A 23815-nucleotide genomic window follows, 5' to 3' on the forward strand; every position below is an offset into this window, starting at 1 on the left:
GTCAGGCCCCCTTCAGGCCGATGCCGAGGTAGTCGAACTCGAAGCCGTGCTCGGCGTATCCGCGCACCTTGCGGGAGATGCCGACGAGCCGGTCGGCGAACATCGGGGTCATCGCCCCGCCCTTCTCGATCACCAACGTCTGCGCCTCGCCGTAGAGTTCGCGCCGTTTCGCGTCGTCGGTCTCGGCCCTGGCCCGGTCCAGGACGGAGTCGAACTCCTTGTCCGACCAGGCCGTCTCGTTGTACGAGGAGCCGCTGCGGAAGATCTGGGTGAGCAGCTGGTCGACGGGCCGGCCGGTGAACCAGTAGGTGGCCATCAGCGGCTTCTTCATCCAGATCTGCGTGTAGTACGAGTCCGCGGAGGCCGTCTTGACGCGGACGCGGATCCCGGCGCGCTTGGCGGAGTCCTGGTAGGCCAGCGCCATCGGCGTGAACAGCGGGTCGTAGGCGGAGGTGTAGAGGTCGACGGCGAGGCCTTCGTGCCCTGCCTGCTTCAGCAGGAACTTCGCCTTCTCCGGGTCGTGCTCCGGGTGCGCGGCGATGTGGGCCGGGTCGCTCGGCGGTACGGGGTTGTCCCAGCCGGCGGTGCCCGCGCCCTGGAGGGCGACCTTCACGACGTGCTCGGGGTCGTAGGCGAGCTTCATCGCCTGCCGGACGCGTACGTCGGTGAAGGGCTTGTCGGTGGTGAGCATCGGCAGGACGTACCACTGGGCGTCCTTCACGCGCGCGATGGTGGCCCGGTCCGAGGCGGCGACCACGCGCGCGGTGGCGAAGTCGAGGTTGGTCTGGGAAAGGAGGTCGACCTGGCCTGCCAGCAGGGCATTCGAGCGGGCGGACATGTCGGCGACCGAATAGAAGTCGATCGCGTCGAGCACCGGGCGGCCGGCCCAGTGGTCCCGGTACGCCGTGACGCGGCCGGGGCCCGCCGGTGCGAACGACTCCAGCTTGAAGGGGCCGGTGCCGATGCCGGTGCGGCCGATGGACTTGGCGCTGCCGTCGGGGACGACGTAGCAGTTGTAGTGCGTGAGCAGGCTCGGGAACTCGGCGTTCGGGGTCTTCAGCGGGACGACCAGGGTGTGGGCGTCGGGCGTGCCCAGCTTCGCGGGGTCGATGAGCGGGGCGAGGACGGCGGCCTGCGGGGACGCGGTCGCCTTGTCGAGGATGTGGCGGAGCGTGTAGGCGGCGTCGGCGGAGGTGAAGGCGCGGCCGTCGTGGAAGGCGACGCCCTTGCGCAGCCGGAAGGTCCAGGTGCGGGCCTTGCCGTCGCTCTCCCACGACTCGGCGAGATCGGGGGCGAGTTCGCCGTCGGCACCGATCCGGACGAGCCGGTTGTAGAGGGCGCCCAGGTACTCGTACGCGGACAGGGAGCTCGCCGGGTCGAGGGTCTCGGCGTCGGAGGCGGGCGGCCGGGCGATGCGCAGGGTGCCGCCGCTGTCGGGGGCGCCCTGCCGCGCGGCGGCCGGCAGCACCGGCGTGGCGGCGGCCCCCGTACAGCCGGACAGCAGCCAGGACGCGCCGAGCGAGGCCACGGAGGCCGCGCCCGCGGCGAGCACCGACCGCCGGCGCGGGGGGTGGATGTCGGACATGGACCGACCGTCTCTCTCGCTATTCGTTCAGCGGAACGATTGAGTGAAGTGCGTGAACGATAACGAGACGACGCTTTCCCGCCAACCCTTCGGGCATGGAAATTAACCTCCCGAAACCCATCGGTAACGGGAGGTGGGGTGCGCGCGGGGTGAGTGGCGCGTGGACGACACGCGAGGTGGGCGGTGCGCGCGACAGGGGGCCGGTCCGGTCGGGGCCGACTCAGATGTCGGAGTCGATGCCCGTGATGATCACAGGTCCCAGCGGCGCGGAGTTCTCGTCCAGACCGGCCTCGCGCAGGGCGGAGTCCGCGAGGTCGCGGGCGTCCTGTTCGGCGTCGGCGCGGCTGTCCGCCTCGACCTTCATGTGCAGGGTGAAGGTGTTGTCGTCGTTGACCGCGAGGACGTCGAGGTCCTCGGCGCTCCCCAGCTGGGTGGCGTGCGGGTCGGCCGGACGCAGGGCCCGGGTCAGCTCCGCCCTCGCCCCGGCCTCGATCCCGTCGGTGAAGGTGCCGGGCACAGTGACCACGTAGGTCGTCATGGTGATCCTTCCGTCGGGGTGAACCACCGTCTACCCAGCTTCGCGCCGCCGACCCACCCCTGTCGCGCCGGGTCGACGGGAGCGCGTCCCGCCTGCGAGAGTCCCCTTCGCACCCCCACCCCCGGGCCGGACCAGCGAGGGAAACCCATGGCGCGCATCACCGACAGCACGATTCTGATCGTCGGCGCCTCGTCGGGGATCGGGGCCGAGGTGGCCCGGCTGCTGGCGTCCGGCGGCAACCGGCTGGTCGTCACGGCGCGGCGCGCGCCCGAGCTGGCGTCCGTGGCCGCGGAGGTCCGGACCGCCGGGAGCGACTGTCTCGACCTCCCCGCCGACGCCCTGGATCCGCGGGCGGCGGCCGGGGTGGTCACGGCGGCGGTCGCGGAGTACGGGTCGATCGACATCGCGCTGCTCAACGCGGGCCAGGGACCGGACCTGCGGATGGACCAGGTCGGCGTCGAGGACGTCACACGGATCATGGCGCTGAACTACGACGTGGTCGTCAACTATCTGGTCCCGCTGATCGAGCAGTTGGGCACCCAGCCGGCCGGCGGGCTCATCGCGCACACCAACTCGCTGGCCGGGCTGATGGGCCTGCCCCGGCAGGGGCCGTACTCGGCGGCGAAGGCGGCCGCCCGTACGCTCATCGACGCCGCGCGCGTCGAACTGGCGCCCAGGGGAATCCGGTTCACCAGCATCCACCCGGGTTTCGTGGCGACCGGCCGGATCAGCGGGGACGGTCTGCCCAAGCCCTTCGAGATCAGCCAGGAACGCGCGGCGCGACTCGTCGTCCGCGCGCTGGAGAGAGAACCGGCGCAGGCGTACTTCCCGTGGGCCACGACGACGCTGGTGCGTACGCTGCGGGCCCTGCCCACGCCGGTCTCCTCCCGGCTACTGCGCCGCCTGGCCGCCGGATAGCCGACGGCCGGGCGGCCAGGACCTACTCGTTCGGCGTCAGGAGCGACGCGTGCGACGGCCCGCGTACAGCGCGCCGGCGCCGAGGGCGACGACCAGCGCGGCTCCGCCGGCGATCGCGCCGACCGGCGCGCTGGAGCCGGTCTCGGCCAGCGGCGGACCGCTCGGGCTCGACTTGGGCTCCGGCGTGTTCGGCGGCGTCGTCATGGGCGGGACGTCCGGGGTGGTGGGGGGCGTGGTGGACGGCGCCGGGGTGGTGGGCGGCGTGTCCACGGGCGGGGTGCTGCCGGCCGGCGGGGTCGACGGCGTCGCCGGGGAGGTGGGCGGCGTCTCGGACGGCGTCGGCGACTCGGGCGTGCCCGGGGTGCACTCCTTGTCGCCGCCGTTCCAGGCCGCTATGAGGTGGTACGGCGTGTTGACGTTGCCCGGCTGGTACGGCAGCGGACCGTGGCCCGTGCCCGTCTTGCCGTCGTAGGCGATGTCGTCGCCGTACAGGTCGATCTGGCCGTAGCAGTCGGGGGACTTGACGGACAGCTTCTGCCAGGTCCGGCCCTTGTCGTCGGCGCCGGCGAGGTCGTCCTTGGTGAGGTAGACGGTGGCCTTGTCGACCATCGTCTGGTGGCCCGAGGTGTACCAGTTCGGGCCCTCGGTGGTGTATTCGGCCAGCGAGACCGGGTAGGTGCAGCCGTCGGCCACGGTCTGGCCCGGGGCGAGCCTGACCTGGACGGTGCCGGGGACGGTGGTCCACTGGAGGAAGCCGCCCTCCGAGGTCCAGTCGGCGCCGACAACGTTTCCATCGGCACCGACGATGCGGTACTGGACCGTGGCGGCGTTGCACTCGGCCGTCGTGGCGCTGGCCGTACCCGCGCCGAGCACGGGCACGAGGGCGGCGGCGAAGACGGTTGCGGCGAGGACGGCAAGGGTTCGTGGTTCTTGCGAACGCGACAAGATGAGCCTCTGTGGAAAAGAAGGTGTGGGAGGTGGCACAAACGCGGTGGGTACGCGGTCGGCAGCGACAACGGCATGCGTGACCGAGCCACTCGCGTCACTTCGCTCAGTTCAGTCACAGCGAAGGTGTGAGCCGCATTCTTGTCACCTTCCACAACTCCCGTCAATCCTTCACCAGTTGCCCACGAACTGAAGGTCACCCTCCATACCGAACCATGGCCGAATCGTGACCTGAGCGACGTCGCTTTCCGGCTCGCTCCGGGGCGCCTTCCGCCTCACTCCGCCGTCTTGCGCGCCAACGCGTTGTTGCCTATCGAGTTGTGCACGCTGAAGCTCACGGCGTCCGAGCGGTAGCGGTCGTCCGACCACTCGACGGGCCGCCCCTCCCGGGTCGTCGTCACCCGGCGGACCCGGAGCAAGGGACTGGTCCGGCGGATGCCCAGCAGCTCCGCGTCCTGCGCGCCCGCCGCCACCGCGTCGATGACGTGCTCGCCGTACGCGAAGACCAACCCCGTGTCGTCGTACAGGCGTTGGGTCACCGACGGGCACTCCGGCTCGATCACCTCGACCGCGGGGGAGATCCAGTCGGCGTAGACCGTCCGCTCCAGCAGGACCGGCTCACCGTCCAGGCCGCGGACCCGCAGGACGTGCAACACCGGGGTCTTCTCGGCGAGTTGAAGGCGCACGGCGTCCTCGGCCGTGGCCGGTCGGTACTCCTGCTCGACCACGTGCCCGGTCGCCTCGCGCTCCATCGCGCGCGCCCACTCGGCGAAGCTGCGCAGTTCCGCGAAGCTCTGGCTGCGGCGGCTGGCGAGGACCATCCGGCGGGCGCCCTGACGGGAGCCGATCAGCCCCTCGGCGGTGAGGGCCGCGACGGCCTGGCGGACCGTGCCGCGCGAGACGCCGTACTGCGCCGCGAGGTCCGTCTCCGCGGGCAGCCGGCTCCCGACTGTGTACTCCTCGCGGTCGATGGCCCTGCGCAGCTCGTCGGCGATCTCCTCGTGTCGCGCCGTCATGCTTCCCCTCCGAGTTGGCCACTGTGCACAGCGTGAGCAGCGTAGTCGAGTTCCCCTGGTGATCCGTGTCAGCAAGGAGTGTGCAGAGAAGAAGGGGTCACGGTTTCGCCAATGTTTACGAACAAGACACCATCGCCGGGCGTACTGAGGCCAACTTGTTCAGACAAGTTCTCCGCTCTGCTCTGACCCTCGTGCGCACCCCTGGAGAGACCGTGACCGTGTCCCCGTCGAGAAACGCCGTCCTGGGTGGTTCCCTCGCCGTCGTCGCCGCGCTGGCCCTCAGCGCCTGCGGCGCCGCCCCCGACAACTCGTCGTCCACCACCGACGGCAAGAACGCCGCCACCGCCACCTCCGCCGCCGACTTCGGCGGCATGGACGCCCTGGTGAAGGCGGCCAAGAAGGAGGGCACCCTGCACGCCATCGCCCTCCCCCGCGACTGGGCCAACTACGGTGCCCTCATCGACGGCTTCACGAAGAAGTACGGCATCAAGATCACGGACGAGAACCCGGACGGGTCGAGCCAGGACGAGATCAACGCCGTGACCTCCCGCAAGGGCCAGGACCGCGCTCCCGACGTCCTCGACCTGGGCTCCTCCTTCGCGCTCAGCGCCGCCCAGCAGGGGCTGCTCGCGCCGTACAAGGTCGCCTCCTTCGACGACATCCCCGAGGGCCAGAAGGACCCGAAGGGGCAGTGGTTCAACGACTACGGCGGCTACATCTCCATCGGCTGCGACGCCAAGCGGGTCAAGACCTGTCCGACCACCTTCGCGGACCTGCTGAAGCCGCAGTACAAGGGCCAGGTCGCCCTCAACGGCAACCCGACCAAGTCGGGTTCGGCCTTCGGTGGCGTGTACGCGGCGGCGCTCGCCAACAAGGGCTCCTTCGACGACATCCAGCCCGGCCTGGACTTCTTCGGCGAGCTGAAGAAGAACGGCAACTACACGCCCGTCGAGTCGACCCCGGCCACCGTCGAGAAGGGCGAGACGCCCATCTCCATCGACTGGGACTACCTCAACGCCGGTTACGCCGACGAGTTCAAGTCCAAGGGTGTCGACTGGAAGGTCTCGATCCCGAGCGACGGCCAGTTCGCGCAGTACTACTCGCAGGCCATCAACAAGGACGCCCCGCACCCGGCGGCCGCCCGTCTGTGGCAGGAGTACCTGTACAGCGCCGAGGGCCAGAACCTGTGGCTCAAGGGGTACGCGCGTCCGGCGCTGATGACCTCCATGGAGGCGGCCGGCACGCTCGACAAGACCGCCGCGGCCAAGCTCCCGCAGGTCTCCGGGACGCCGAGCTTCCCGACCGAGGCCCAGCAGGCGAAGGCCAAGACGGTCATCGCGCAGGGCTGGGCGAAGGCCGTCTCCGGATGACGGCCACGCTCACGCGGGCCGACGTGGTTGCCGCCGCTTCTTCGAAGCGGCGGCGCCGCGTTCCCGGCTGGATCGCCGTGGTCCCGCTGCTCGTGTTCGTCGCGGTCGCCTTCGGGGTGCCCGCCATCGCGATGCTGAACGGCGCCTTCACCGTCAAGAACCAGACGACGGGCGCCACTTCGTACAGCACCGTCAACCTGACCGACTCCCTCAAGGGCGCCTACCTCACCGCGCTGATCGGCAGCGTCAAGCTGTCCGCCCTCTCGGCCGCCCTCGGCACTCTGCTCGGTCTTCCGCTCGCGCAGGTCGTCGTCACCTCCCGCTTCCGCGCGCTGCGCGAGGCCGTGCTCACCGCCTCCGGCGTTCTCGCCAACTTCGGTGGCGTGCCGCTGGCCTTCGCGTTCGTCGCCACGCTCGGCAACGCCGGTGTGCTGACCACCCACCTGGGCCTCAAGGACAAGGGCTGGGACCTCTACAGCTTCTCGGGCCTGGTCCTGGTCTACCTGTACTTCCTCATCCCGCTGATGGTCCTCACCATCACCCCGGCCCTGGAGGGTCTGCGCACCCAGTGGCGCGAGGCCGCCCAGAACAACGGCGCCACCGGTGTCCAGTACTGGCGGCACGTGGCCCTGCCGGTGCTGCTGCCCTCGCTGCTCGGCGGGTTCGTCCTCCTCTTCGGCAGCGCGTTCGCCGCGTACGCCACCGCCGCGGCCATGGTGGGCAGTTCGGTCCCGCTGGTCACGCTCCAGATCGCCGACGCCATCTCCGGCAACGTGCTGGTCGGCCAGGAGAACGTGGCCCTCGCCCTCAGCCTGGACATGGTCCTGGTCGCGGGCCTGGTCATGGCCGTGTATCTGCCCCTGCAACGACGGAGCGCGCGATGGCTGGACGCCTGAACCTCTGGCGGTGGGTCGTCCTCGCCCTCGCCGCCCTGTACTTCCTGGTGCCGCTCGCCGCGTCCGTGATCTTCACCGTGGACGTGCCCGGGCAGGGCGTCACCTTCGACGCCTACACGGAGATCGTCTCCGCCGACGGCTTCACCACCAGCCTGGTGCTCTCGCTGGAACTCGCCGCGGCCACCATCGCCGTGGTGCTGCTCCTGATGGTCCCGGCCATGGTCGCGCTGCGGCTCGGCGCGCCCCGGCTGCGGCCCGTCGTCGAGGTGATCTGCTCGCTGCCGCTGGTGGTGCCGCCGATCGCGTTCGTCGCCGGTATCGCCACGGTCCTCAAGTGGGGGCCCGACCACCTGTCCAGAACCCCGTTGTTCCAGACCTTCGTGGCGATCCAGAACCCGGACTTCCCCTTCATCCTGGTCCTCGCCTACGTCGTGATGGCGCTGCCGTTCGTGTACCGGGCGCTGGACTCGGGGCTGCGGGCCATCGACGTGAAGACCCTCGTCGAGGCCGCCCGCAGCTGCGGCGCGGGCTGGCCGCAGGCGCTGGTGCGGGCCGTACTGCCCAATCTGCGCGGGGCGTTGCTCAACGCGTCCTTCCTGACGCTGGCGCTGGTGCTCGGTGAGTTCACCGTGGCCCAGCTCCTCGGCTTCCAGCCCTTCGCCGTGTGGATCTACAGCGTCGGCGGGTCCAACGCCCAGCTCTCCGTCGCCGTCTCCGTGCTCAGTCTGGTCGTCACCTGGGCACTCCTCCTCGCGCTCGCCGGTGTCGGCGGACGTGACAAAACCGCTTCGTCCCGGGGATGAACCATGACCGCCACCACGCTTGAGAAGACCACGACGGAGAACGCAGCCACCGTCGAATTCCAGGGCCTGCGCCGGGAGTTCGGCCCGACGATCGCCCTCGACGGACTCGACCTGACGGTGCGTCCCGGTGAGTTCCTGGCCCTGCTGGGCCCCTCCGGCTGCGGCAAGACCACCGCCCTGCGCATGCTCGCCGGGTTCGAACACCCCACCTCCGGCGCGGTGCTGGTGGACGGCAAGGACGTCACCGACGTGCCCGCGCACCGCCGCGACGCCGGGATGGTCTTCCAGTCGTACAGCCTCTTCCCGCATCTCAACGCGCTCGACAACGTCGCCTTCGGACTGCGTATGCGCAAGGTGCGTACGGCCGAACGGCGGTCGCGTGCGGCCGAGTTGCTCGACCTCGTCGGGCTCGGCGACAAGGGCGAGCGCTTCCCGCACCAGCTCTCCGGCGGCCAGCAGCAGCGCGTCGCGCTGGCCCGTGCGCTCGCCCTGCGTCCGCGCGTGCTGCTCCTGGACGAGCCGCTGTCGGCGCTCGACGCCAAGGTCCGGCTGTCCCTGCGCGAGGAGATCCGCCGACTCCAGCAGGAACTCGGCATCACCACCCTCTTCGTGACGCACGATCAGGAAGAGGCGCTGTCCATCGCCGACCGGGTCGCCGTGATGCGGGCCGGAAAGCTCGAACAGTGCGCCGCACCGGCCGAGTTGTACGGCCGGCCCGCCACCGCCTTCGTCGCCGAGTTCGTCGGCACGATGAGCCGGCTTCCCGGACGGCTCACGGACGGGGTCGTCGAGGTGCTCGGCGGGCAGCGGCTGCCCGTCGACGGCGAGGCCCCGGCCGGACCCGACGTGGACGTGCTCGTCCGGCCCGAGGCGATCGACGTGCGCGCCGAGGAGTCCGGGACCGCACGCGTGATCGGCACCGCCTTCCTCGGCGCGGTCGTTCGCGTCGGTGTCCGGCTCGCCGACGGCACCGAGGTCAAGGCCGACCTGCCCACGCACGAGGCCACCGCGCTGGGCGCCGGCGCCGCCGTGACGGTGTCGCTCCCGGAGCGGCCGGTACTCGTGGCAGAACGTATCCAGCCGTAGGGCCAGGTGGCCCGCGGTGAACCCGCAGTGAAAGAGAGAAACGTGACCCCCCACACCCAACTCCCGCTCCAGGCCGTCCTGTTCGACATGGACGGAACGCTCGTCGACACCGAGCGACTGTGGTGGGAGGCGGTGGAGCAGGTCGCGGGCAGGACCCTGACGGACGCGGACCAGCCGGAGGTGCTCGGCCGTCCGGTCGAGCACACCGCCGACTGGCTCGCCACGACCACGGGTGCGTCGGCGGCGGATCTCGCGGCCGCCCTGCACCGGGAGTTCGCGGCCCGCGTCCGCACCGGCATCGTGCCGCGCCCCGGCGCGCTGGACCTGCTCGACGCCCTGGCCCGCGACGGCGTCCCCACGGCGCTCGTCACCGCGTCCCCCCGCGCGGTCGCCGACACCGTCCTGGACGCCCTCGGCGCGAGCCGCTTCGCGGTCTCCGTCACCGCCGAGGACACCCCGCACACCAAGCCCGCCCCCGACCCCTACCTCGCCGCCTGCCGCGCCCTCGGCGTGGACCCGGCCCGCTGTGTCGCCGTCGAGGACACCCCGACCGGCGTCAGCTCCGCCGAGGCCGCCGGCTGCGCGGTCCTCGCCGTGCCGTCGCTGGCCCCCATCGACCCGGCGCCCGGCCGCACGGTCGTGGCCAGCCTCGAGGAGGTCACCCCGAACCGGCTGCGGGACCTGGTCGCGCCCCGGCTGCGGGTGCTGAGCTGGAACCTCTGGCTCGGCGGTGCGCGGATCGACGACCACCGCGCCAAGCAGCTCAAGGTCATCCTGGACACCGAGGCCGATGTCGTGGGCCTCCAGGAGACGGCCGGCACGGCGGCCCGGGAACTGGCCGAGGCACTCGGCTGGTACCACCACGAGGCCGGCGAGAACCTCGGCATCATCAGCCGCCACCCGATCACGGCCGGCCTCGGCGACCCCGGCGTCGGCTTCTACGGAGCGGCCGGCGCCCGCGTCCGCGTCGGACCCGCGCGCGAGGTGGACGTATGGACGGCTCATCTGCACTACACGCCGTACGGCCCCTACGAAGCCGCCTTCGACGGGCTTTCGGCGGACGAGCTGATCGACCACGAGGACGTGCGGCTCGCGCAGATGCGGGAGGCGCTGCGGCAGATCGAGGAGGCGGCGCGGCCGGACGTGCCGGTGGTCCTGACCGGTGACTTCAACTGCCCCTCGCACCTGGACCGTTCGGACGTGGCGTGGCCGGTGACGAGGGCGGCCGAGGCCGCGGGGCTGCGCGACTCCTACCGCGAGGCGCACCCCGATCCGGTCCGCGCCCCCGGCCACACCTGGTCACCGATCCACCCGGTGAACGAGGACGACCCCGCCCTCGCCGAGCCGCAGGACCGGATCGACTACGTCCTGTACGACGGCCGTGGCCTCGAAGTCGTCGACTCGCGCACGGTCGTCACCGGCGTCCCGCACGCGTGGCCCGACGTGGCCGGAAACGACTGGCCGTCGGACCACGCGGCGGTCCTCACCACCTTCACGCTGGGCCTGCCGGAGGGGCCCAGCGCCGGGTGAGGCCGGTCAGGGAGCCAGGTACCACTTCTCGATGTAGCCCACGTCGATCGACGCACGGTCCTGGACGCGCAGCTTCCAGGTGCCGGCGACGGGCTCGGACGAGGCGTTCACCGTGAAGGTCTGGTCGACGTTGTCGGCCGAGCCGCCACTGCGGTTGAGCAGCGAGTAGACCGTGCCGTCGGGGGCCACCAGGTCGACCGTCAGGTCACCGCGGTAGGTGTGGACGATCTTGACGTAGACCTCGGTGGTCGCCGAGGCGTTGCCCTCGCGGTCGGGGACCGTGACGGCGGACTCGACCGCGGCTCCCGCGTCGGGGATGTCGACCCGGGTGTTGTTGGAGAACAGGTTCGCCACCCGCCAGGACAGGGACCTGGTCGCGGTGGACCCGGTCTCGTCCGTCACCGTCACCGTGACGCTGCTGGTGCCGGCGGTGGTCGGCGAGCCGGTGATGAGACCGGTGTCGCTGATCGACAGACCGTCCGGCAGGCCGGTCGCCGAATAGGTCAGCGCGGAGCCGGTGTTGGTGGTGTAGGCGTCGACCTGGAGGTTGACCTGCTCACCGACGCCGGTCGTCTGGTTGGCCAGCGGGTTGATGTTCACGCCCGCCGCGATCCGGTTGCCCACGTTGATCGCGGCCCACGCGTCGGCCACGGCCAGGTAGGTGGGGCTGTAGGCGCCGAACAGGTCGGTCGCGGCCTGGAGGGTCGCGGTCCGCGCGGCGGCGTAGTTGGTGGAGGACGTCATGTACGTGGTGAGCGCCCGGTACCAGATCTGCTGGGCGTTCTCGATGCCTATGCCGGTGACCGGCAGGCCGTCGGAGGTGGGGCTGTCGTAAGCGACCCCGTTGACGGTCTTGGCGCCACTGCCCTCCGACAGGAGGTAGAAGAAGTGGTTGGCCGGGCCCGAGGAGTAGTGGACGTCGATGCCGCCGAGCGAGGAGTCCCAGTTGTCGCGGGACGCGCCGTCCTTGGAGGGCTTGTCCATGTAGCGCAGCGGGGTGCCGTTGCCGTTGATGTTGATCTTCTCGCCGACCAGGTAGTCCGGCACGTCGGCGGGCAGGTCGGAGTGGAACTCCACCGCGGCGGCGAAGATGTCGGAGGTCGCCTCGTTCAGGCCGCCGGACTCGCCGGAGTAGGTGAGACCCGCCGTGGCGCTGGTGACGCCGTGGCTCATCTCGTGCGCGGCGACGTCGAGCGAGGTCAGCGGGTGCGTGTTGCCCGAGCCGTCGCCGTAGGTCATGCAGAAGCAGGCGTCCTGCCAGAAGGCGTTGACGTAGTTGTTGCCGTAGTGGGCCCGGCTGTAGGCGGCGACGCCGTCGTTGCGGATGCCGTTGCGACCGAAAACGTCCTTGTAGAAGTCCCAGGTCGCCGCGGCACCGAAGGCCACGTCCACACCGGCCGTCTGACGGTTGGCCGGAGTGCCGTCACCCCAGACATCGTTGTCATCCGTAAAGAGGGTCCCGGTACCCGAAGTGCCCTGGTTGAGGTCGTAGGTGCGGTGCCCCGCGCGGTCGCCGTCGACCAGCTGGTACGTCGAGCCGGAGAGCGTGGTGCCCAGCGGGACCTCTCCGTTGAACTGCCCGGTGCCGGTGCCGGTCTCGACACCCTGGTAGCGGAAGAGTTCCTTGCCCGTCTTCGCGTCCGTGACGACGTGCAACTCGCTGGGGGTGCCGTCGTCCTGGAAGCCACCGACCACCGACTCCCAGGCCAGGGCGGGCTTGCCGTCCGCGGCCCAGACGACCAGGCGGGAGTTGTTGATCTTGGGCGCGTCGGCCTTGGCCTTCTCGGCGGCGGCGAGCGCCTTGGTCTTGGCCGTGGCCTCGGTGACCTTCGGGGTGACGGACGCCAGGTCGAGCTTGGCGTTGGTCGCCTTCGTCGCGGTCGTACGCCCGGCCTTGGTGTGCACGACGAGGTCGCCGCCGAGGACGGGGAGACCGGCGTACGTCCGCTCGTAGCGGGTGTGGGTGGTGCCGTCGGTGTCGCGGATGACGTCCTTGACGACGAGCTTCTCCCGGCTGCCCAGGGCGAGGCTCTTGGCCGTGTCACCGACCGCCGCGGTGGCCTGCTTGAGCAGCGCCGTGTGCTGCGCGGGGCTGAGGGCGGCCGGAGCCGCTCCCGCGCGGGGGGTGGCGTGGATCTTCGCGGCGCCGGGGTCGGCGGGGGCCGCGCCGGCGGTACCGACCTGGACGCCGGTGGCCAGCATCGTGCTCGCGGCCGTGAGCGCCAGCGCGATGGTGTATCTGGAGCGGTGCGAGAAGCGGTGTTGCCTGGACAAGGCGTTCTCCCTCTGCAGCGGTCGGCCTCGGGTCAAGGCCGGGGCGAGCGGTCGGCCGGGTATGGCCGTCCGGCGGCGCGCGGGTGCGCACGCACGGCACGAGCGACGCCCGGATGACGCCGGGGCTCGGCCGCGCGCGAGAAGGGGTGGGGGGATGGGAAGAGGTGGGGGGTGGGGTGGGGGGTGGAGATGGGGGGTGTGGGAAATGTGGGGGGTGTGAAGCACAGGTGAACCTGCGGACAGCAGAGTGACATCCCACGCACAGAGTTGTCATGGAGGTGACAAGACATCGGCTTGAATTGACGGTTGTCCGCCGGGAGTTCGGCCGGGCACGCACCTCGCCGCGCCCCCGCCCGCATCCCTTGCCGGCTCGCTCCGACGTCCTCCCGCGACCCGCCCCTCACCTGCGCTCCCCGCCGGAAAACGGCGCGGCCCACCCACGCGCCGACTCGACGAAGGAGTACGGACATGACCGACCGTCAGGCACCGCGCGACGAACTGGCCCCGACCCCGCGGATCCTCGCGCGCCACGGCCCGATCGGCATGTTCGGCCACGTCAGCGTGGTCACGGACGACCCGGAGCACTGTCTGGTCCGCCCCGGCGCGGGCCGCCGCAAGGACAGGTGCCGGCCCGAGGAGATGCACGAGCTCTCCCTGAACGACGAGTTCGCGCCCGGGCTGCCGCTGAACCTGTGCCCGCACACGGCGACGCACCGAGCGCGTCCCGGCCTCCGCTCCCTCGTGCACGTCCGCTCGCCCCACCGGACCGCACGCGCCGCGCCAGCCGAGCAGCCCGCGGACCCGCTGATGCCGCACGCGAGCGCCTGGCCGGATCACATACCTCGATGGGAACGGACCGAACTGGTGACCGATCACGCGCCGGCCAATGCCCTCGCGGCGCGGCAGCCCGGCGCGCCGCTCACCGTGCGCCCCGACGAGGTGGGACAGACGGAACCCCGCGCCGCCGTCGGCCGTCATTACTCCGTCCGAGTGGTGCGCACCGGCTGTCGGTCGTAGCGTCGGTACAGGCACAGCACAGTGGGCACGGACAGCTCGAACACCTCGGACGGCACGGACGGGCCGGTCCGGAGACGGCAGCGGGGAGCGGACATGCGTGCAATCGCGATGCGTACGGCGGTCACGCTCTGTCTGGCAGCGGCGCTCGCCGCCGCCGCGGGGGCCCCGTCCTCCGCCGGGCCGTCGTCACCGGCCGCACCGGTCGTGCAGCCTCAGGCGGTCCCCGTGCTCGTCGACTGCCTCTGGCACACGGACGTGCGCCCCGCCGACTTCACTCTCGCGTGCGGTGACGGCAACAGCCGGCTGACCTCCCTGAAGTGGTCGCAGTGGGGCACGCGGACGGCGACGGCCGAGGGCGTCAACCTGCTCAACGACTGCAAGCCCTACTGCGCCGCCGGGACCTTCCGCTCGTACCCGGTGGTCGTCCGGCTCTCCGATCCGAAGCCGTGGAAGAAGCACCCGGGGACGCGGCACTACACCCGGATCACCCTCTCCTATCCGGACAGCAGGCCCGACATCTACGGCCCGACGGTCACGTATCCCCTGTGGGACTGACCGGACGGTTCTTCTTCGCGACCGACCGTTCACCGGGCTCGGCCCGGTCCGTGTCGACGGGTGGCGGCACCGGGGGCGGCTCCCCCGCCGTGAGGTGGGCGAGGACCTCGACGAGTTCCTGGCAGGCCCGTTCCACCGACCGTCTCGTGTTGAGCTGCTCGGTGATCATCGCGGACAGGAGCAGGGCGGTCAGGGCCATCGAGCCGTTGAAGGCCTGGAGCTTGATCATGACCTCGACGCTGGTCAGATGCTCGAACGGTCCGGTCCGGTCCGTCGCGGCGACGGTGGCCGAGACGGAGGCGAACAGGGCGCACAGTGAACTGCCGGCGAGCTGGAAGCGCAGCGCGGCCCAGATCAGCAGCGGGTAGACCAGGAAGAGCAGGCTCATGGAGCTGTGCGTGGCCACGGGTATCAGACAGCCGGCGATGAGGGCCAGGCCCACGGCCTCCTTCCACCGGCTCAGGTTCAGGGTCCGGCGGGACGCCTGAAGGATCAGCAGCAGGAGCGGGGTGACGATCAGCACGCCCATCGCGTCGCCCACCCACCAGGCCAGCCAGACGAGCCAGAAGCTGCGGGTGTCGAGCTTGCCGGTGATGACCAGCATGGTGGCGCCCGCGGTCGCGCTGACCAGCATCGAGGCGAGGGCGCCCAGGAACACCAGGGTGAGGCCGTCGCGCAGCCGGGCCAGGCTGGTGCGGAAGCCGACCTTGCGCAGCAGGTAGTAGGCGCAGACGGGGGCCAGCGTGTTGCCCAGCAGGGTGCCGATCACCTGGGGCTGGAGGGAGGTGATCGACATGACCACGAGCAGCGCGCCGAGGGCGATGCCGGGCCAGGAGCGCATGCCGTACAGGAGCAGACAGGCGACGGCCACGCCGGTGGGGGGCCAGATGGGGGTGACGATGGCGTCCTCGACGACGAGCTGCCGCAACAGGCCCAGCCGCCCGGCCGCGAAATAGCAGGCGGCGACGGCCAGGGTCTGCAGAACCAGGCCGGCCGCCGGGCGCAGATCACGGGTACCCACCACAGCTGCCATCAGACACCGAGCGGGCCGGGACGGCGAGGCGAACGGGTCGGCTGCGCCGGGCTGGGGCGGCTGGGGCGAAGGGGACCAGGGTGTCTGAGGTGTCCGGGGTGTCTGAGGTGCCCGGGGTGTCCGAGTGTCAGGGCCGCCGGAGCCGCCGCGGTGACTCGACGTGACGAACGACCCGCGTGTTCAGCCCACTGCTGCCACCGACCCACCGGCTCCTACAACCGCCCCACGGCCCCGTCGTGGCCCACCACCAGGACCGCCGCGTCGTCCTCGTGGCCCACCGACCTCGCCATCTTGATCACGGCCGCGGCCAGCGCTCCGGCCTCCAGGCCCGCGACGGCTGCCACGCCGGCGAGGCGGACGACCTTGTCGAGGCCCTCGTCGAGGCTGAGGGAGGGGCCCTCGACGACCCCGTCGGTGACGAGGACGAAGACGCCGCCGGTGGTGAGGCGGTGCCGCATCACCGGGTACTCCGTGCCCTCCTCCACGCCGAGCGGCGGGCCGCCTTCGTCGTCGCTGACGCCGGATCGGCCGTCCGCGGTGGCCCAGATGTGCGGGATGTGGCCGGCCCGCGCGCTCTCCAGCACGCCGGTGGCGGGGTCCAGCCGCATGAAGGTGCAGGTGGCGAAGAGGTCGGTGCCGAGGGAGAGGATCAGGTCGTTCGTGCGGGCGAGGAGCTCACCGGGCTCGCTGGTGACCGAGGCGAGCGCGCGCAGGCCGACCCGGACCTGACCCATGAAGGCCGCCGCCTCGATGTTGTGGCCCTGGACGTCACCGATGGACAGCCCTATGCGGCCGTCGGGCATGGTGAAGGCGTCGTACCAGTCGCCGCCCACGTTCAGGCCCTGGTAGGCGGGCGCGTAGCGGACGGCGAGCTGGAGGCCGGGGGCCTCGGGCAGGTCCCTGGGCAGCATGCCCCGCTGGAGGGCAACAGCCAGCTCGACCCGGGAGCGCTGGAGCTGTGCGAGCTCGCGCGCCTGGGCGGTCAGCGATCCGAGTCTGGCCAGCAGCTCGTCGCCGTCGTCCGTTGGACCCTTGCGGGGCATTGATCACTCCGGCGGTGACGGGGGCCTCCTCAGGGTAGAACATATGAATTTCACCCAAAGGTGGACAAAGGGAGACCCTTCTCACACCCGCCCGGTCCCCACCGTCACCGCCGCTGCCGATACCGCTCTCGTCGCGGTCGGGGCCGCCTCAGCCGGCCAGCGCCGTGTCGACCACCGCCCGGGCCTCCTCCTGGACCTGGCGCAGATGGTCGGGGCCGCGGAAGGACTCGGCGTAGATCTTGTAGACGTCCTCGGTCCCGGAGGGCCGGGCCGCGAACCAGGCGTTCTCCGTGGTCACCTTGATGCCGCCGATGGCCGCACCGTTGCCCGGCGCCTCGGTGAGCACCCCGGTGACCGCCTCCCCGGCCAGCGTGTCCGCGGTGACCTGCGCCGGGGACAGCTTGGCGAGCAGCGCCTTCTCCTCGCGGTTCGCGGGGGCGTCGATGCGCGCGTAGGCGGGTTCGCCGAAGCGGGCGGTCAGCGCCGCGTAGTGCTCCGACGGCGTCTTCCCGGTGACCGCGAGGATCTCGGAGGCGAGCAGCGCCAGGATGATGCCGTCCTTGTCCGTGGTCCACACCGAGCCGTCCCGGCGCAGGAAGGACGCGCCGGCCGACTCCTCGCCGCCGAACCCGATCGATCCGTCGACCAGTCCGTCCACGAACCACTTGAACCCGACCGGCACCTCGACCAGCCGGCGCCCCAGGTCGGCGGCGACCCGGTCGATCATCGTGGACGACACCAGCGTCTTGCCGATGCCGGTGCCGGCGGGCCACTGCTCGCGGTGGGCGTAGAGGTAGGCGATCGCGGCGGCCAGATAGTGGTTGGGGTTCATGAGCCCCGCGTCCGGCGTGACGATGCCGTGCCGGTCCGCGTCGGCGTCGTTGCCGGTGGCGATCTGGAAGCGGTCGCGCTGGGCGATCAGGGACGCCATCGCGTACGGCGACGAGCAGTCCATACGGATCTTGCCGTCCCAGTCGAGCGTCATGAACCGCCAGGTGGGATCCGTCAGCGGGTTGACCACGGTGAGGTCGAGCCGGTGCTGCTCGGCGATCCGGCCCCAGTAGGCGACCGACGCCCCGCCCAGCGGGTCCGCGCCGATGCGCACACCGGCGGCGCGGACCGCGTCCAGGTCCAGGACGCCCGGCAGATCGGCGACGTAGGTGCCCATGAAGTCGTAGCGGCCGGTGCCGGGGGCGGCGAGGGCGCGCTGGTAGGGGATGCGGCGTACGTCCTTGAGGCCGGCGGTGATGATGTCGTTGGCCCGGTCCTGGATCCAGGACGTCGCGTCGGACCCGGCCGGTCCGCCGCTGGGCGGGTTGTACTTGAAGCCGCCGTCGGCGGGCGGGTTGTGCGAGGGGGTGACCACGACGCCGTCGGCGAGACCGGAGGTGCGGCCGCGGTTGAAGGTGAGGATGGCGTGCGAGACGGCGGGTGTGGGTGTGTAGCCGTCCGACTCGTCGATGAGGACGGTCACGTCGTTCGCCGCGAACACCTCGAGAGCTGTGACCCGGGCGGGCTCCGAGAGCGCGTGGGTGTCGGCGCCCAGGAAGAGGGGGCCGTCGGTGCCCTGTTGGGCGCGGTACTCGCAGATCGCCTGGCTGGTCGCGGCGATGTGGTCGTCGTTGAACGCGGTCGCCAGTGACGAGCCGCGGTGCCCTGAGGTACCGAACGCCACTCGCTGGCCCGGGTCGGACGGGTCCGGGTGCAGCGCGTAGTACGCGGTGACCAGCCGGGCGACGTCGACGAGATCCTCGGGTCCGGCCTGCCGGCCCGCTCGCTCGTGAGGCATGTGCCCGCTCCTCCACATCGGTTGACCAATATCGTCTGCCCGCCCATCCTCCCCCGTCACGGCGGCGGACCGCGAGTGGCCCGCCCCGGCGAGAGCCCGACGGGCACGGGCTCCGCACGGACGGATCGTGTCGCGATACCGGCGCCGGGGCCAGGGGTGAGGCGAACCCCGGCCCTGACACATGTCAGGGACCGCCGACGGCCTTCCGTCCCTAGCGTGTGCGGTGCACCGGAACGAGCGCGCGGCGCACTCCTCGCCCGGGGCCGGGCCGTCGGTGCGCGCCGACTCCCTTCCACCACAGCCCTTCCGACGCTCCGACCAAAGGAAGAGACGGCCTTCATGCGTCTGCTCCGACACCGATCCATCCTCGCCTCGGCGGCGGCACTGACCGCACTGCTGCTCGCCCTCTGCACGGCGGCGCCGGCCTCGGCGCGGCCCGCCGAGGCCCCGTCCGTCACCGTGCCCTCCGGAGTCACGGCCGGGGTCGCCGTCTTCGACCGCAGCACCGGCACGTTCACCGAACAGCTCAACTCCTCCACGCAGTTCAGGTCGGCGTCCGTCGTCAAACTGCTGCTGGCGCTGGACTTCCTCTGGAACCGCGGCCCGGACTACTCGATCCCGGCGGCCGACCGCGCCCTGCTGGAGCCGATGCTCCGCAGCAGCTACGACGACGCGGCCAATCACTACTGGACGGAGGACGGCGGCTCCGCGATCATCACCCGCATGGTGAGCCGCCTCGGCCTCACCGACACCCAGCCGCCGCCGGCCGGCTACGAGGGCTTCTGGGGCTACACCGCGCTCTCGGCCCGGGACACCGTCACGATCTACCGCTACATCCTGGACAAGGCACCCGCCCAGGTACGGGACTTCGTGATGGGCAACCTGCGCCAGTCCACCCGCTGCGCGCGGGACCACTTCGACCAGCACTTCGGCATCCCCGGCGCGTTCCAGAAGCCCTGGGCCGTGAAGCAGGGGTGGTCGGGCGAGTACGAGGACGGCACGTGCGGTGCGCCGACGGCGGCCGCCGCGTCCGGTGCGAGGACGAGCACCGTCACCAAGGCGAACGTGAACGCCGCCGCGGCCGGCGTGGACCTGTCCCGTCCGGCCCTGCACACCACCGGCACCGTGGGCGCCGGCGACCGTGCGATCGTCGCCGTCTTCACCCTGCACCCGGTGGGGACGTCGTACGGCAAGGCCTACACGGACATCGGGCGGCTGACGCGCTCGCTGAACGTACCGGGCGCGACGCGGCCGGCCGGCACGTGGTTCGGCACCTGGAGCGAGCATGTGAACGTCCGCCCCGGTCCGTCCACCGCCGACGCGCCGCTCACCCAACTCCCGGCCGGTGTCGAGGTGTTGGTGGGCTGCCAGGTCAAGGGCCAAGAGGTGACCGTGCCGCCCTACACCAACGACTGGTGGGCCTACCTGCCCCAGTACGGCGGCTACGTCTCCAACATCTACATGAGCTCACCGGACAACCAGCTGCCCAACGTGCCGCTGTGCACCGGCACTCAGGGCGCGCAGGTCCCCTAGCCGTCCCGCTCCGCCCGACCTAGTCGCTCGGCTCCGCCTTGCCTTCATACTCCGCGAGGTAACGCAGCACCTTGTTCACGTGCGGCCGCACGGCTTCGGGGACTCCACCCTCCTCGATGACGCTGCGGTCGCTCGTGCGGTAGCCGGCCGCGATCAGCGCGGGCAGGTCCTTGGCGGGCATGCCCTCCTGCTTGAAGCGCTGGTCGAGCCAGCAGACGTACAGGCTCATGGTCGAGATCGCGTCGGGCGGTGACATGTAGTCCTTGTCGCCGTCCTTGTCGCCGTCCACGGCCCAGGCCCGGAAGACCGCGGGAGTCCACATGGCGACGCCGTACTCCTCGGTGGCCGGCCGGGACGCCTTCGTGTCGAAGCCGCTCTCCGCCTTGATCATGGCGGCCAGCAGTACGGGGGTGATCTCCGCGTCGGTGCAGCGGCGGGCGGCGCTCTCGATGACCGGGCGCAGCGCGTCGGGGACGTCGGAGTCGGCGGGGATCGCTCCGACGGTGGGTGTGGTGCGCACGTCGGTCACCACGGCCGGGGTACCGCGGCCCTTGTTCCCGGCGCTGTCGTCGTCCCGGAGGAGCGCCGTCCCGCCGGCGGCCACGGCGGCCAGAACTACGATTCCGGCGACGGCAGTTGGCACCAGTCGGCGTCTTCGGCGCGAGCCCGCGCTGTCCGTCAGCCGCTCGATCCTGGTCGCGAGGGTGTCCGCGGTGTGCCGGGCGCGGGAGGCGTGGTCGGGGGCGAGGCAGTCGGCGATCAGGCGCCGCCAGTCCTCCGGCAGACCCGCGTCGAGGCGCAGCGGTGCGGTGCCGCGGGCGTAGGTCTGGGCGGCGAGGGACCGGGCGCGGGCGGTGGCACCGGGAAACGGGTGGAGTCCGCCGGTGAGGACCTGGTGGGCGAGGACACCGAAGGCCCAGATGTCGGCGGTCGGACGGACGACCGCGCCCTCGACGCCGGTGCGCTGCGACCACCATTCCGGCGGCAGATGGTCGAGGGTGCCCAGCGGCGGCAAGTGCGCGTGGGTGCCGTCGAGTTCGGCGGTGAGCCCGAAGTCGGCCAGCCATACCGCGCCGGCCGGGCCGAGCAGCACGTTGGCGGGCTTGAGGTCGCCGTGCACCCGACGCGACGCGTGCATATGGGCGAGGCCCGCCGCGACTCCGCGCAGTACCCGGTCCGCGTGCTCGACCGGGCGGCCGGTGTCGGCAGCGTCGAGCACGTCCTGAAGGCCGGTCTCGGCGCGATCCATGACCAGGGCGATCGCCCCGTCCCACGCGTCCAGGCCGGGCGCCTCGACGGTGTGGACGGCGCGCGTACGGACCAGGTTGGGGTGGTCCGCCTCGGTACTGAACCGGACCTCGCTGGCGACGAGTTCGCCCAGCGCGGCGCGCTGTCCGGGGGCGAGGGCACCGGTCGGCAGGAGCTTCACCGCGACGAGCGCGCCGTCGCCGTCGCCGACGGGGTGCGCCTCGTGCACGGTGCCCCAGCCGCCGGAGCCGATGACCGCGCCCAACTCCCAGTCGGCGATGCGGAATCCGACGGGCAGCGGCCGCACCTCGAACGGCTCGCGGACGTCTTCGGGCGCGGTCATGCCCGTACTCCCTGCTCGGTGGTCCGGAGCGCCCCGCGCGGCGGCAGCAGCCCCAGGTGCTCCTCGCGTACGAGCCCGAAGCGCAGGGCGACGGAGGCGAGTCGGGCGCGTTTGGCGCCGGTGCGGCCGTCGTCGGGGCCGGTCTCCTCGCCCAGGTCGAGGCGGAGTTTGGCGAGGGCGAGGTAGTCGACGTGGTAATTGACCGCCGAGCGCGTCAGGCCCCGGCAGGACTCCAGCGGGCGCAGGCGTTCCACGATCTCGCCGACGCCGGGCAGGGTGGCGTCCGAGCCGTCGCGCAGGCGTGGTTCGCAGAGCGCGACCAGGACGAGGAAGTACTTCGCCGTCACGTCCAACGCGAAGGGCAGCACGGTCTGTTCGCCGGCCCCGGGCGCGGATCGCTCGTCGAGGTAGGCGTGTTGCGGGGCGAACACCTTGAAGGTGACGCTGCCGGACAGGGCGGGCAGCACCACCCGCGAGAACTCGAACGGCACCGGCGCCCCGAGGCGGCCCGGAGCGACGGTGATGTACTCGCCGGCGCCCTCCAGGTTCTCCACGACGTAGGAGGCGCTGCGGCTGTAGTTCGACAGCCGCCAGTAGTCCTCGGCCGCCTCCAACCGCCCGGCCCGGCGCGAGACTCCGGGGTCGGCGAGAAGGATGCGCACGCCCGCGCCCTCCGGCACGCCCCCGCCTTTCGGCAGGCCCCGCCCGAAGTCGGCCGCGTCTCCGGGTCCCAGATGCAACAGCGCGGTGCCGCGCCCGACTTCCGGTTCCGGCCGCAACAGGTCCGACCGCGGCGGCTCCGGCAACTGGACGATGATTGTTTCCATTGGTGATCTCCCCCGAGAGGTCGGGGGGATTCTACGTTCGATCGTCTCGGCCCCACGCCGCGATGATCGCGTTCTCGCCACACCTTCCGCCGGACGGCGGGAACACACGGGCCGGTCTCAACGCGTCGAAACCGCCACGGGCCCGGGCCTCATCGGGCAGGATCGCGGAATCGTACGCCGCCACCGCACGGTGTCGCCCGACGGTACCCGCGCCGATCTGGCCATTCGCCGTAGGCCACCACCGTGCACTTTATAATTTCGCGAAATTTTCTGTCACGATAGAACCAGGCACCTGCCCGGTCAACGGGTGGTGTCGTCGCGGACCTGGCGGTCGGGTGCTGCCGGGGCGCTTGGAGGGAGCTGGGATGGCTGCAACGGAGTCACCGCGGACCACCATCGCGGACATCGCGCAGGCGGCGGGAGTGTCGGCGCCGACGGTGTCCAAGGTGCTGAACGGGCGACAGGGCGTTTCGTCGGTCACCCGGGAGCGGGTGACCGAGCTGCTGCGCGAGCACGGCTACGCACCGCGCCGGTCGGGCGGCCGGCTCACCGGGGTGATCGAGCTGGTCCTCGGCGAACTCGACAGCCCCTGGTCGGCGAGCCTGGTGCAGGCCATGGAGGCCGCCGTGTACGCCGAGGGGCTGGCGCTCGTGCTGTCCCGGCTGCGCCCGGGCAAGGAGGACGAGTGGCTGGACCACGTCGCCTCCCGCAACCCCGACGGCGTGGTGTTCGGCGTGGTGGAGGCCACCGCCGAGCAGCGCGACCGGCTGCGCGAGCTGATGGTGCCGTTCGTGGCCATCGACCCCGAGGGCAACCAGAAGGCCGAGGTCCCGACCGTCGGGCTCACCCACTGGCGGGGTGCGCACGCCGCGACCGAACACCTCATCGCGCTGGGCCACCGGCGGATCGCGACCATCGGCGGCCCCCTGCGCCTGCTGTGCAGCCGGGCCCGCGCCGACGGCTTCCGCGCGGCGGCGGCCGCCGCGGGTCTGGACATACCGCCGGAGTACGTCGCGCACACCGAGTTCGGCTACCAGCCGGGCCGGGAGGCGGCGGACGAACTGCTGGCCCTGCCCGTCCCGCCGACCGCGATCTTCGCGGCCTCCGACGAACAGGCACTCGCGGTGTACGAGGCCGCCCGCCACAAGGGCCTGCGCGTCCCCGACGACGTGAGCGTGGTCGGATTCAACGACGCACCCGTCGCGAGCTGGGCCTCTCCCCCGCTGACCACGATCCGGGAGCCCATCGAGGACCTGGCCAGGCAGGCGGTGCAGCTGCTCAGCAGGCTCATGGCGGGCCAGTCCGCCGGTCCGGGGGTCGAACTGGCGACGGAGCTGGTCGTCCGGGAGAGCACCGCGGCCCCGGCCCAAGGTCATCACTGAACACAACGAAGAAACTTTCTAGAAACTATTGCTCTGCCGCTGCGCCGTGGGTCACCATGCGGTACCCCTTCTTTGGAGGTGCAG

At 71.5% G+C, this 23815-nt stretch carries 20 protein-coding genes; 10 read left to right on the top strand and 10 right to left on the bottom strand.

The window, feature by feature from the left end:
* Position 1: 1 nt before the first annotated feature.
* Positions 2-1585, bottom strand: coding sequence for an ABC transporter substrate-binding protein (locus ACWD5F_RS07525; RefSeq protein WP_451252041.1), 1584 nt, complete (start codon positions 1583-1585; stop codon positions 2-4).
* 220 nt (positions 1586-1805) lie between these two features.
* Positions 1806-2123: a hypothetical protein gene (locus ACWD5F_RS07530; RefSeq protein WP_451252043.1), complete on the bottom strand. Its 318-nt coding sequence runs from the start codon at positions 2121-2123 to the stop codon at positions 1806-1808.
* Positions 2124-2270: 147 nt separating this feature from the next.
* Between ACWD5F_RS07530 and ACWD5F_RS07535 the strand changes: the two genes are divergently transcribed.
* Positions 2271-3041 carry an SDR family NAD(P)-dependent oxidoreductase gene (locus ACWD5F_RS07535; protein WP_451252044.1) on the top strand — a complete coding sequence of 257 codons (771 nt, stop codon included), beginning with the start codon at positions 2271-2273 and terminating at the stop codon, positions 3039-3041.
* 36 nt (positions 3042-3077) lie between these two features.
* Here ACWD5F_RS07535 and ACWD5F_RS07540 read toward each other — a convergent pair whose 3' ends face one another.
* The gene (locus ACWD5F_RS07540) at positions 3078-3986 is read right to left on the bottom strand and encodes a hypothetical protein (RefSeq protein ID WP_451252046.1); all 909 of its coding nucleotides are present in this window, start codon (positions 3984-3986) and stop codon (positions 3078-3080) included.
* Between the two features lie 275 nt (positions 3987-4261).
* Positions 4262-5002 carry a GntR family transcriptional regulator gene (locus ACWD5F_RS07545; protein ID WP_451252048.1) on the bottom strand — a complete coding sequence of 247 codons (741 nt, stop codon included), beginning with the start codon at positions 5000-5002 and terminating at the stop codon, positions 4262-4264.
* A gap of 212 nt (positions 5003-5214) precedes the next feature.
* Between ACWD5F_RS07545 and ACWD5F_RS07550 the strand changes: the two genes are divergently transcribed.
* Genes ACWD5F_RS07550 through ACWD5F_RS07570 form a run of 5 tightly spaced genes read left to right on the top strand, consistent with a single transcriptional unit; the run spans position 5215 to position 10687 of the window.
* Positions 5215-6372, top strand: a complete 1158-nt coding sequence (locus ACWD5F_RS07550) for an ABC transporter substrate-binding protein (RefSeq protein ID WP_401715301.1) — start codon at positions 5215-5217, stop codon at positions 6370-6372.
* The gene (locus ACWD5F_RS07555; RefSeq protein WP_401715303.1) at positions 6369-7268 is read left to right on the top strand and encodes an ABC transporter permease; all 900 of its coding nucleotides are present in this window, start codon (positions 6369-6371) and stop codon (positions 7266-7268) included. Before ACWD5F_RS07550 ends, ACWD5F_RS07555 begins: the two co-directional genes overlap by 4 nt.
* Entirely contained in the window at positions 7253-8071 is an 819-nt protein-coding gene (locus ACWD5F_RS07560) for an ABC transporter permease (RefSeq protein WP_402343434.1), read from the top strand. Before ACWD5F_RS07555 ends, ACWD5F_RS07560 begins: the two co-directional genes overlap by 16 nt.
* 3 nt (positions 8072-8074) lie before the next feature.
* Positions 8075-9157: an ABC transporter ATP-binding protein gene (locus ACWD5F_RS07565; protein ID WP_451252051.1), complete on the top strand. Its 1083-nt coding sequence runs from the start codon at positions 8075-8077 to the stop codon at positions 9155-9157.
* Between the two features lie 42 nt (positions 9158-9199).
* Positions 9200-10687, top strand: coding sequence for an HAD-IA family hydrolase (locus tag ACWD5F_RS07570; RefSeq protein WP_451252053.1), 1488 nt, complete (start codon positions 9200-9202; stop codon positions 10685-10687).
* 6 nt (positions 10688-10693) lie between these two features.
* Here the strand turns inward: ACWD5F_RS07570 and ACWD5F_RS07575 are convergent, their stop codons facing one another.
* Positions 10694-12961 (bottom strand): M4 family metallopeptidase, encoded by a 2268-nt coding sequence (locus ACWD5F_RS07575; RefSeq protein ID WP_451252055.1) that lies wholly within the window; start codon positions 12959-12961, stop codon positions 10694-10696.
* 468 nt (positions 12962-13429) lie between these two features.
* On the opposite strand from ACWD5F_RS07575, the gene ACWD5F_RS07580 reads away from it, so the two are divergent.
* Both ACWD5F_RS07580 and ACWD5F_RS07585 read left to right on the top strand, forming a co-directional pair.
* Positions 13430-13978 (top strand): class II aldolase/adducin family protein, encoded by a 549-nt coding sequence (locus tag ACWD5F_RS07580; RefSeq protein ID WP_451252057.1) that lies wholly within the window; start codon positions 13430-13432, stop codon positions 13976-13978.
* 93 nt (positions 13979-14071) lie between these two features.
* Positions 14072-14533: a hypothetical protein gene (locus ACWD5F_RS07585; RefSeq protein ID WP_451252059.1), complete on the top strand. Its 462-nt coding sequence runs from the start codon at positions 14072-14074 to the stop codon at positions 14531-14533.
* On the opposite strand, the gene ACWD5F_RS07590 is transcribed toward ACWD5F_RS07585, so the two are convergent.
* From ACWD5F_RS07590 to pgm, 3 genes are all read right to left on the bottom strand, one after another.
* On the bottom strand, positions 14511-15566 hold the full coding sequence (locus ACWD5F_RS07590; protein WP_451252061.1) for an MASE1 domain-containing protein: 1056 nt from the start codon (positions 15564-15566) through the stop codon (positions 14511-14513). The genes ACWD5F_RS07585 and ACWD5F_RS07590 overlap by 23 nt on opposite strands.
* A gap of 212 nt (positions 15567-15778) precedes the next feature.
* A complete protein-coding gene (locus tag ACWD5F_RS07595; protein WP_451252063.1) occupies positions 15779-16609 on the bottom strand; it encodes a PP2C family protein-serine/threonine phosphatase in 831 nt (276 codons plus the stop codon).
* Positions 16610-16757: 148 nt separating this feature from the next.
* Positions 16758-18398, bottom strand: coding sequence for a phosphoglucomutase (alpha-D-glucose-1,6-bisphosphate-dependent) (gene pgm / locus ACWD5F_RS07600; RefSeq protein ID WP_451252065.1), 1641 nt, complete (start codon positions 18396-18398; stop codon positions 16758-16760).
* A 339-nt stretch (positions 18399-18737) separates the two neighbouring features.
* On the opposite strand from pgm, the gene ACWD5F_RS07605 reads away from it, so the two are divergent.
* On the top strand, positions 18738-19931 hold the full coding sequence (locus ACWD5F_RS07605) for a hypothetical protein (protein ID WP_451252067.1): 1194 nt from the start codon (positions 18738-18740) through the stop codon (positions 19929-19931).
* Positions 19932-19950: 19 nt separating this feature from the next.
* On the opposite strand, the gene ACWD5F_RS07610 is transcribed toward ACWD5F_RS07605, so the two are convergent.
* Together ACWD5F_RS07610 and ACWD5F_RS07615 are read right to left on the bottom strand one after the other, a co-directional pair.
* Positions 19951-21522 carry a protein kinase domain-containing protein gene (locus ACWD5F_RS07610; protein ID WP_451252069.1) on the bottom strand — a complete coding sequence of 524 codons (1572 nt, stop codon included), beginning with the start codon at positions 21520-21522 and terminating at the stop codon, positions 19951-19953.
* A complete protein-coding gene (locus ACWD5F_RS07615; protein ID WP_451252071.1) occupies positions 21519-22349 on the bottom strand; it encodes a serine/threonine protein kinase in 831 nt (276 codons plus the stop codon). The genes ACWD5F_RS07610 and ACWD5F_RS07615 overlap by 4 nt, the downstream gene beginning before the upstream one ends.
* Positions 22350-22714: 365 nt before the next feature.
* Between ACWD5F_RS07615 and ACWD5F_RS07620 the strand changes: the two genes are divergently transcribed.
* Entirely contained in the window at positions 22715-23731 is a 1017-nt protein-coding gene (locus ACWD5F_RS07620; RefSeq protein ID WP_451252073.1) for a LacI family DNA-binding transcriptional regulator, read from the top strand.
* The last annotated feature ends 84 nt before the right edge of the window (positions 23732-23815 follow it).

Source organism: Streptomyces sp. NPDC002499 (assembly GCF_053595415.1).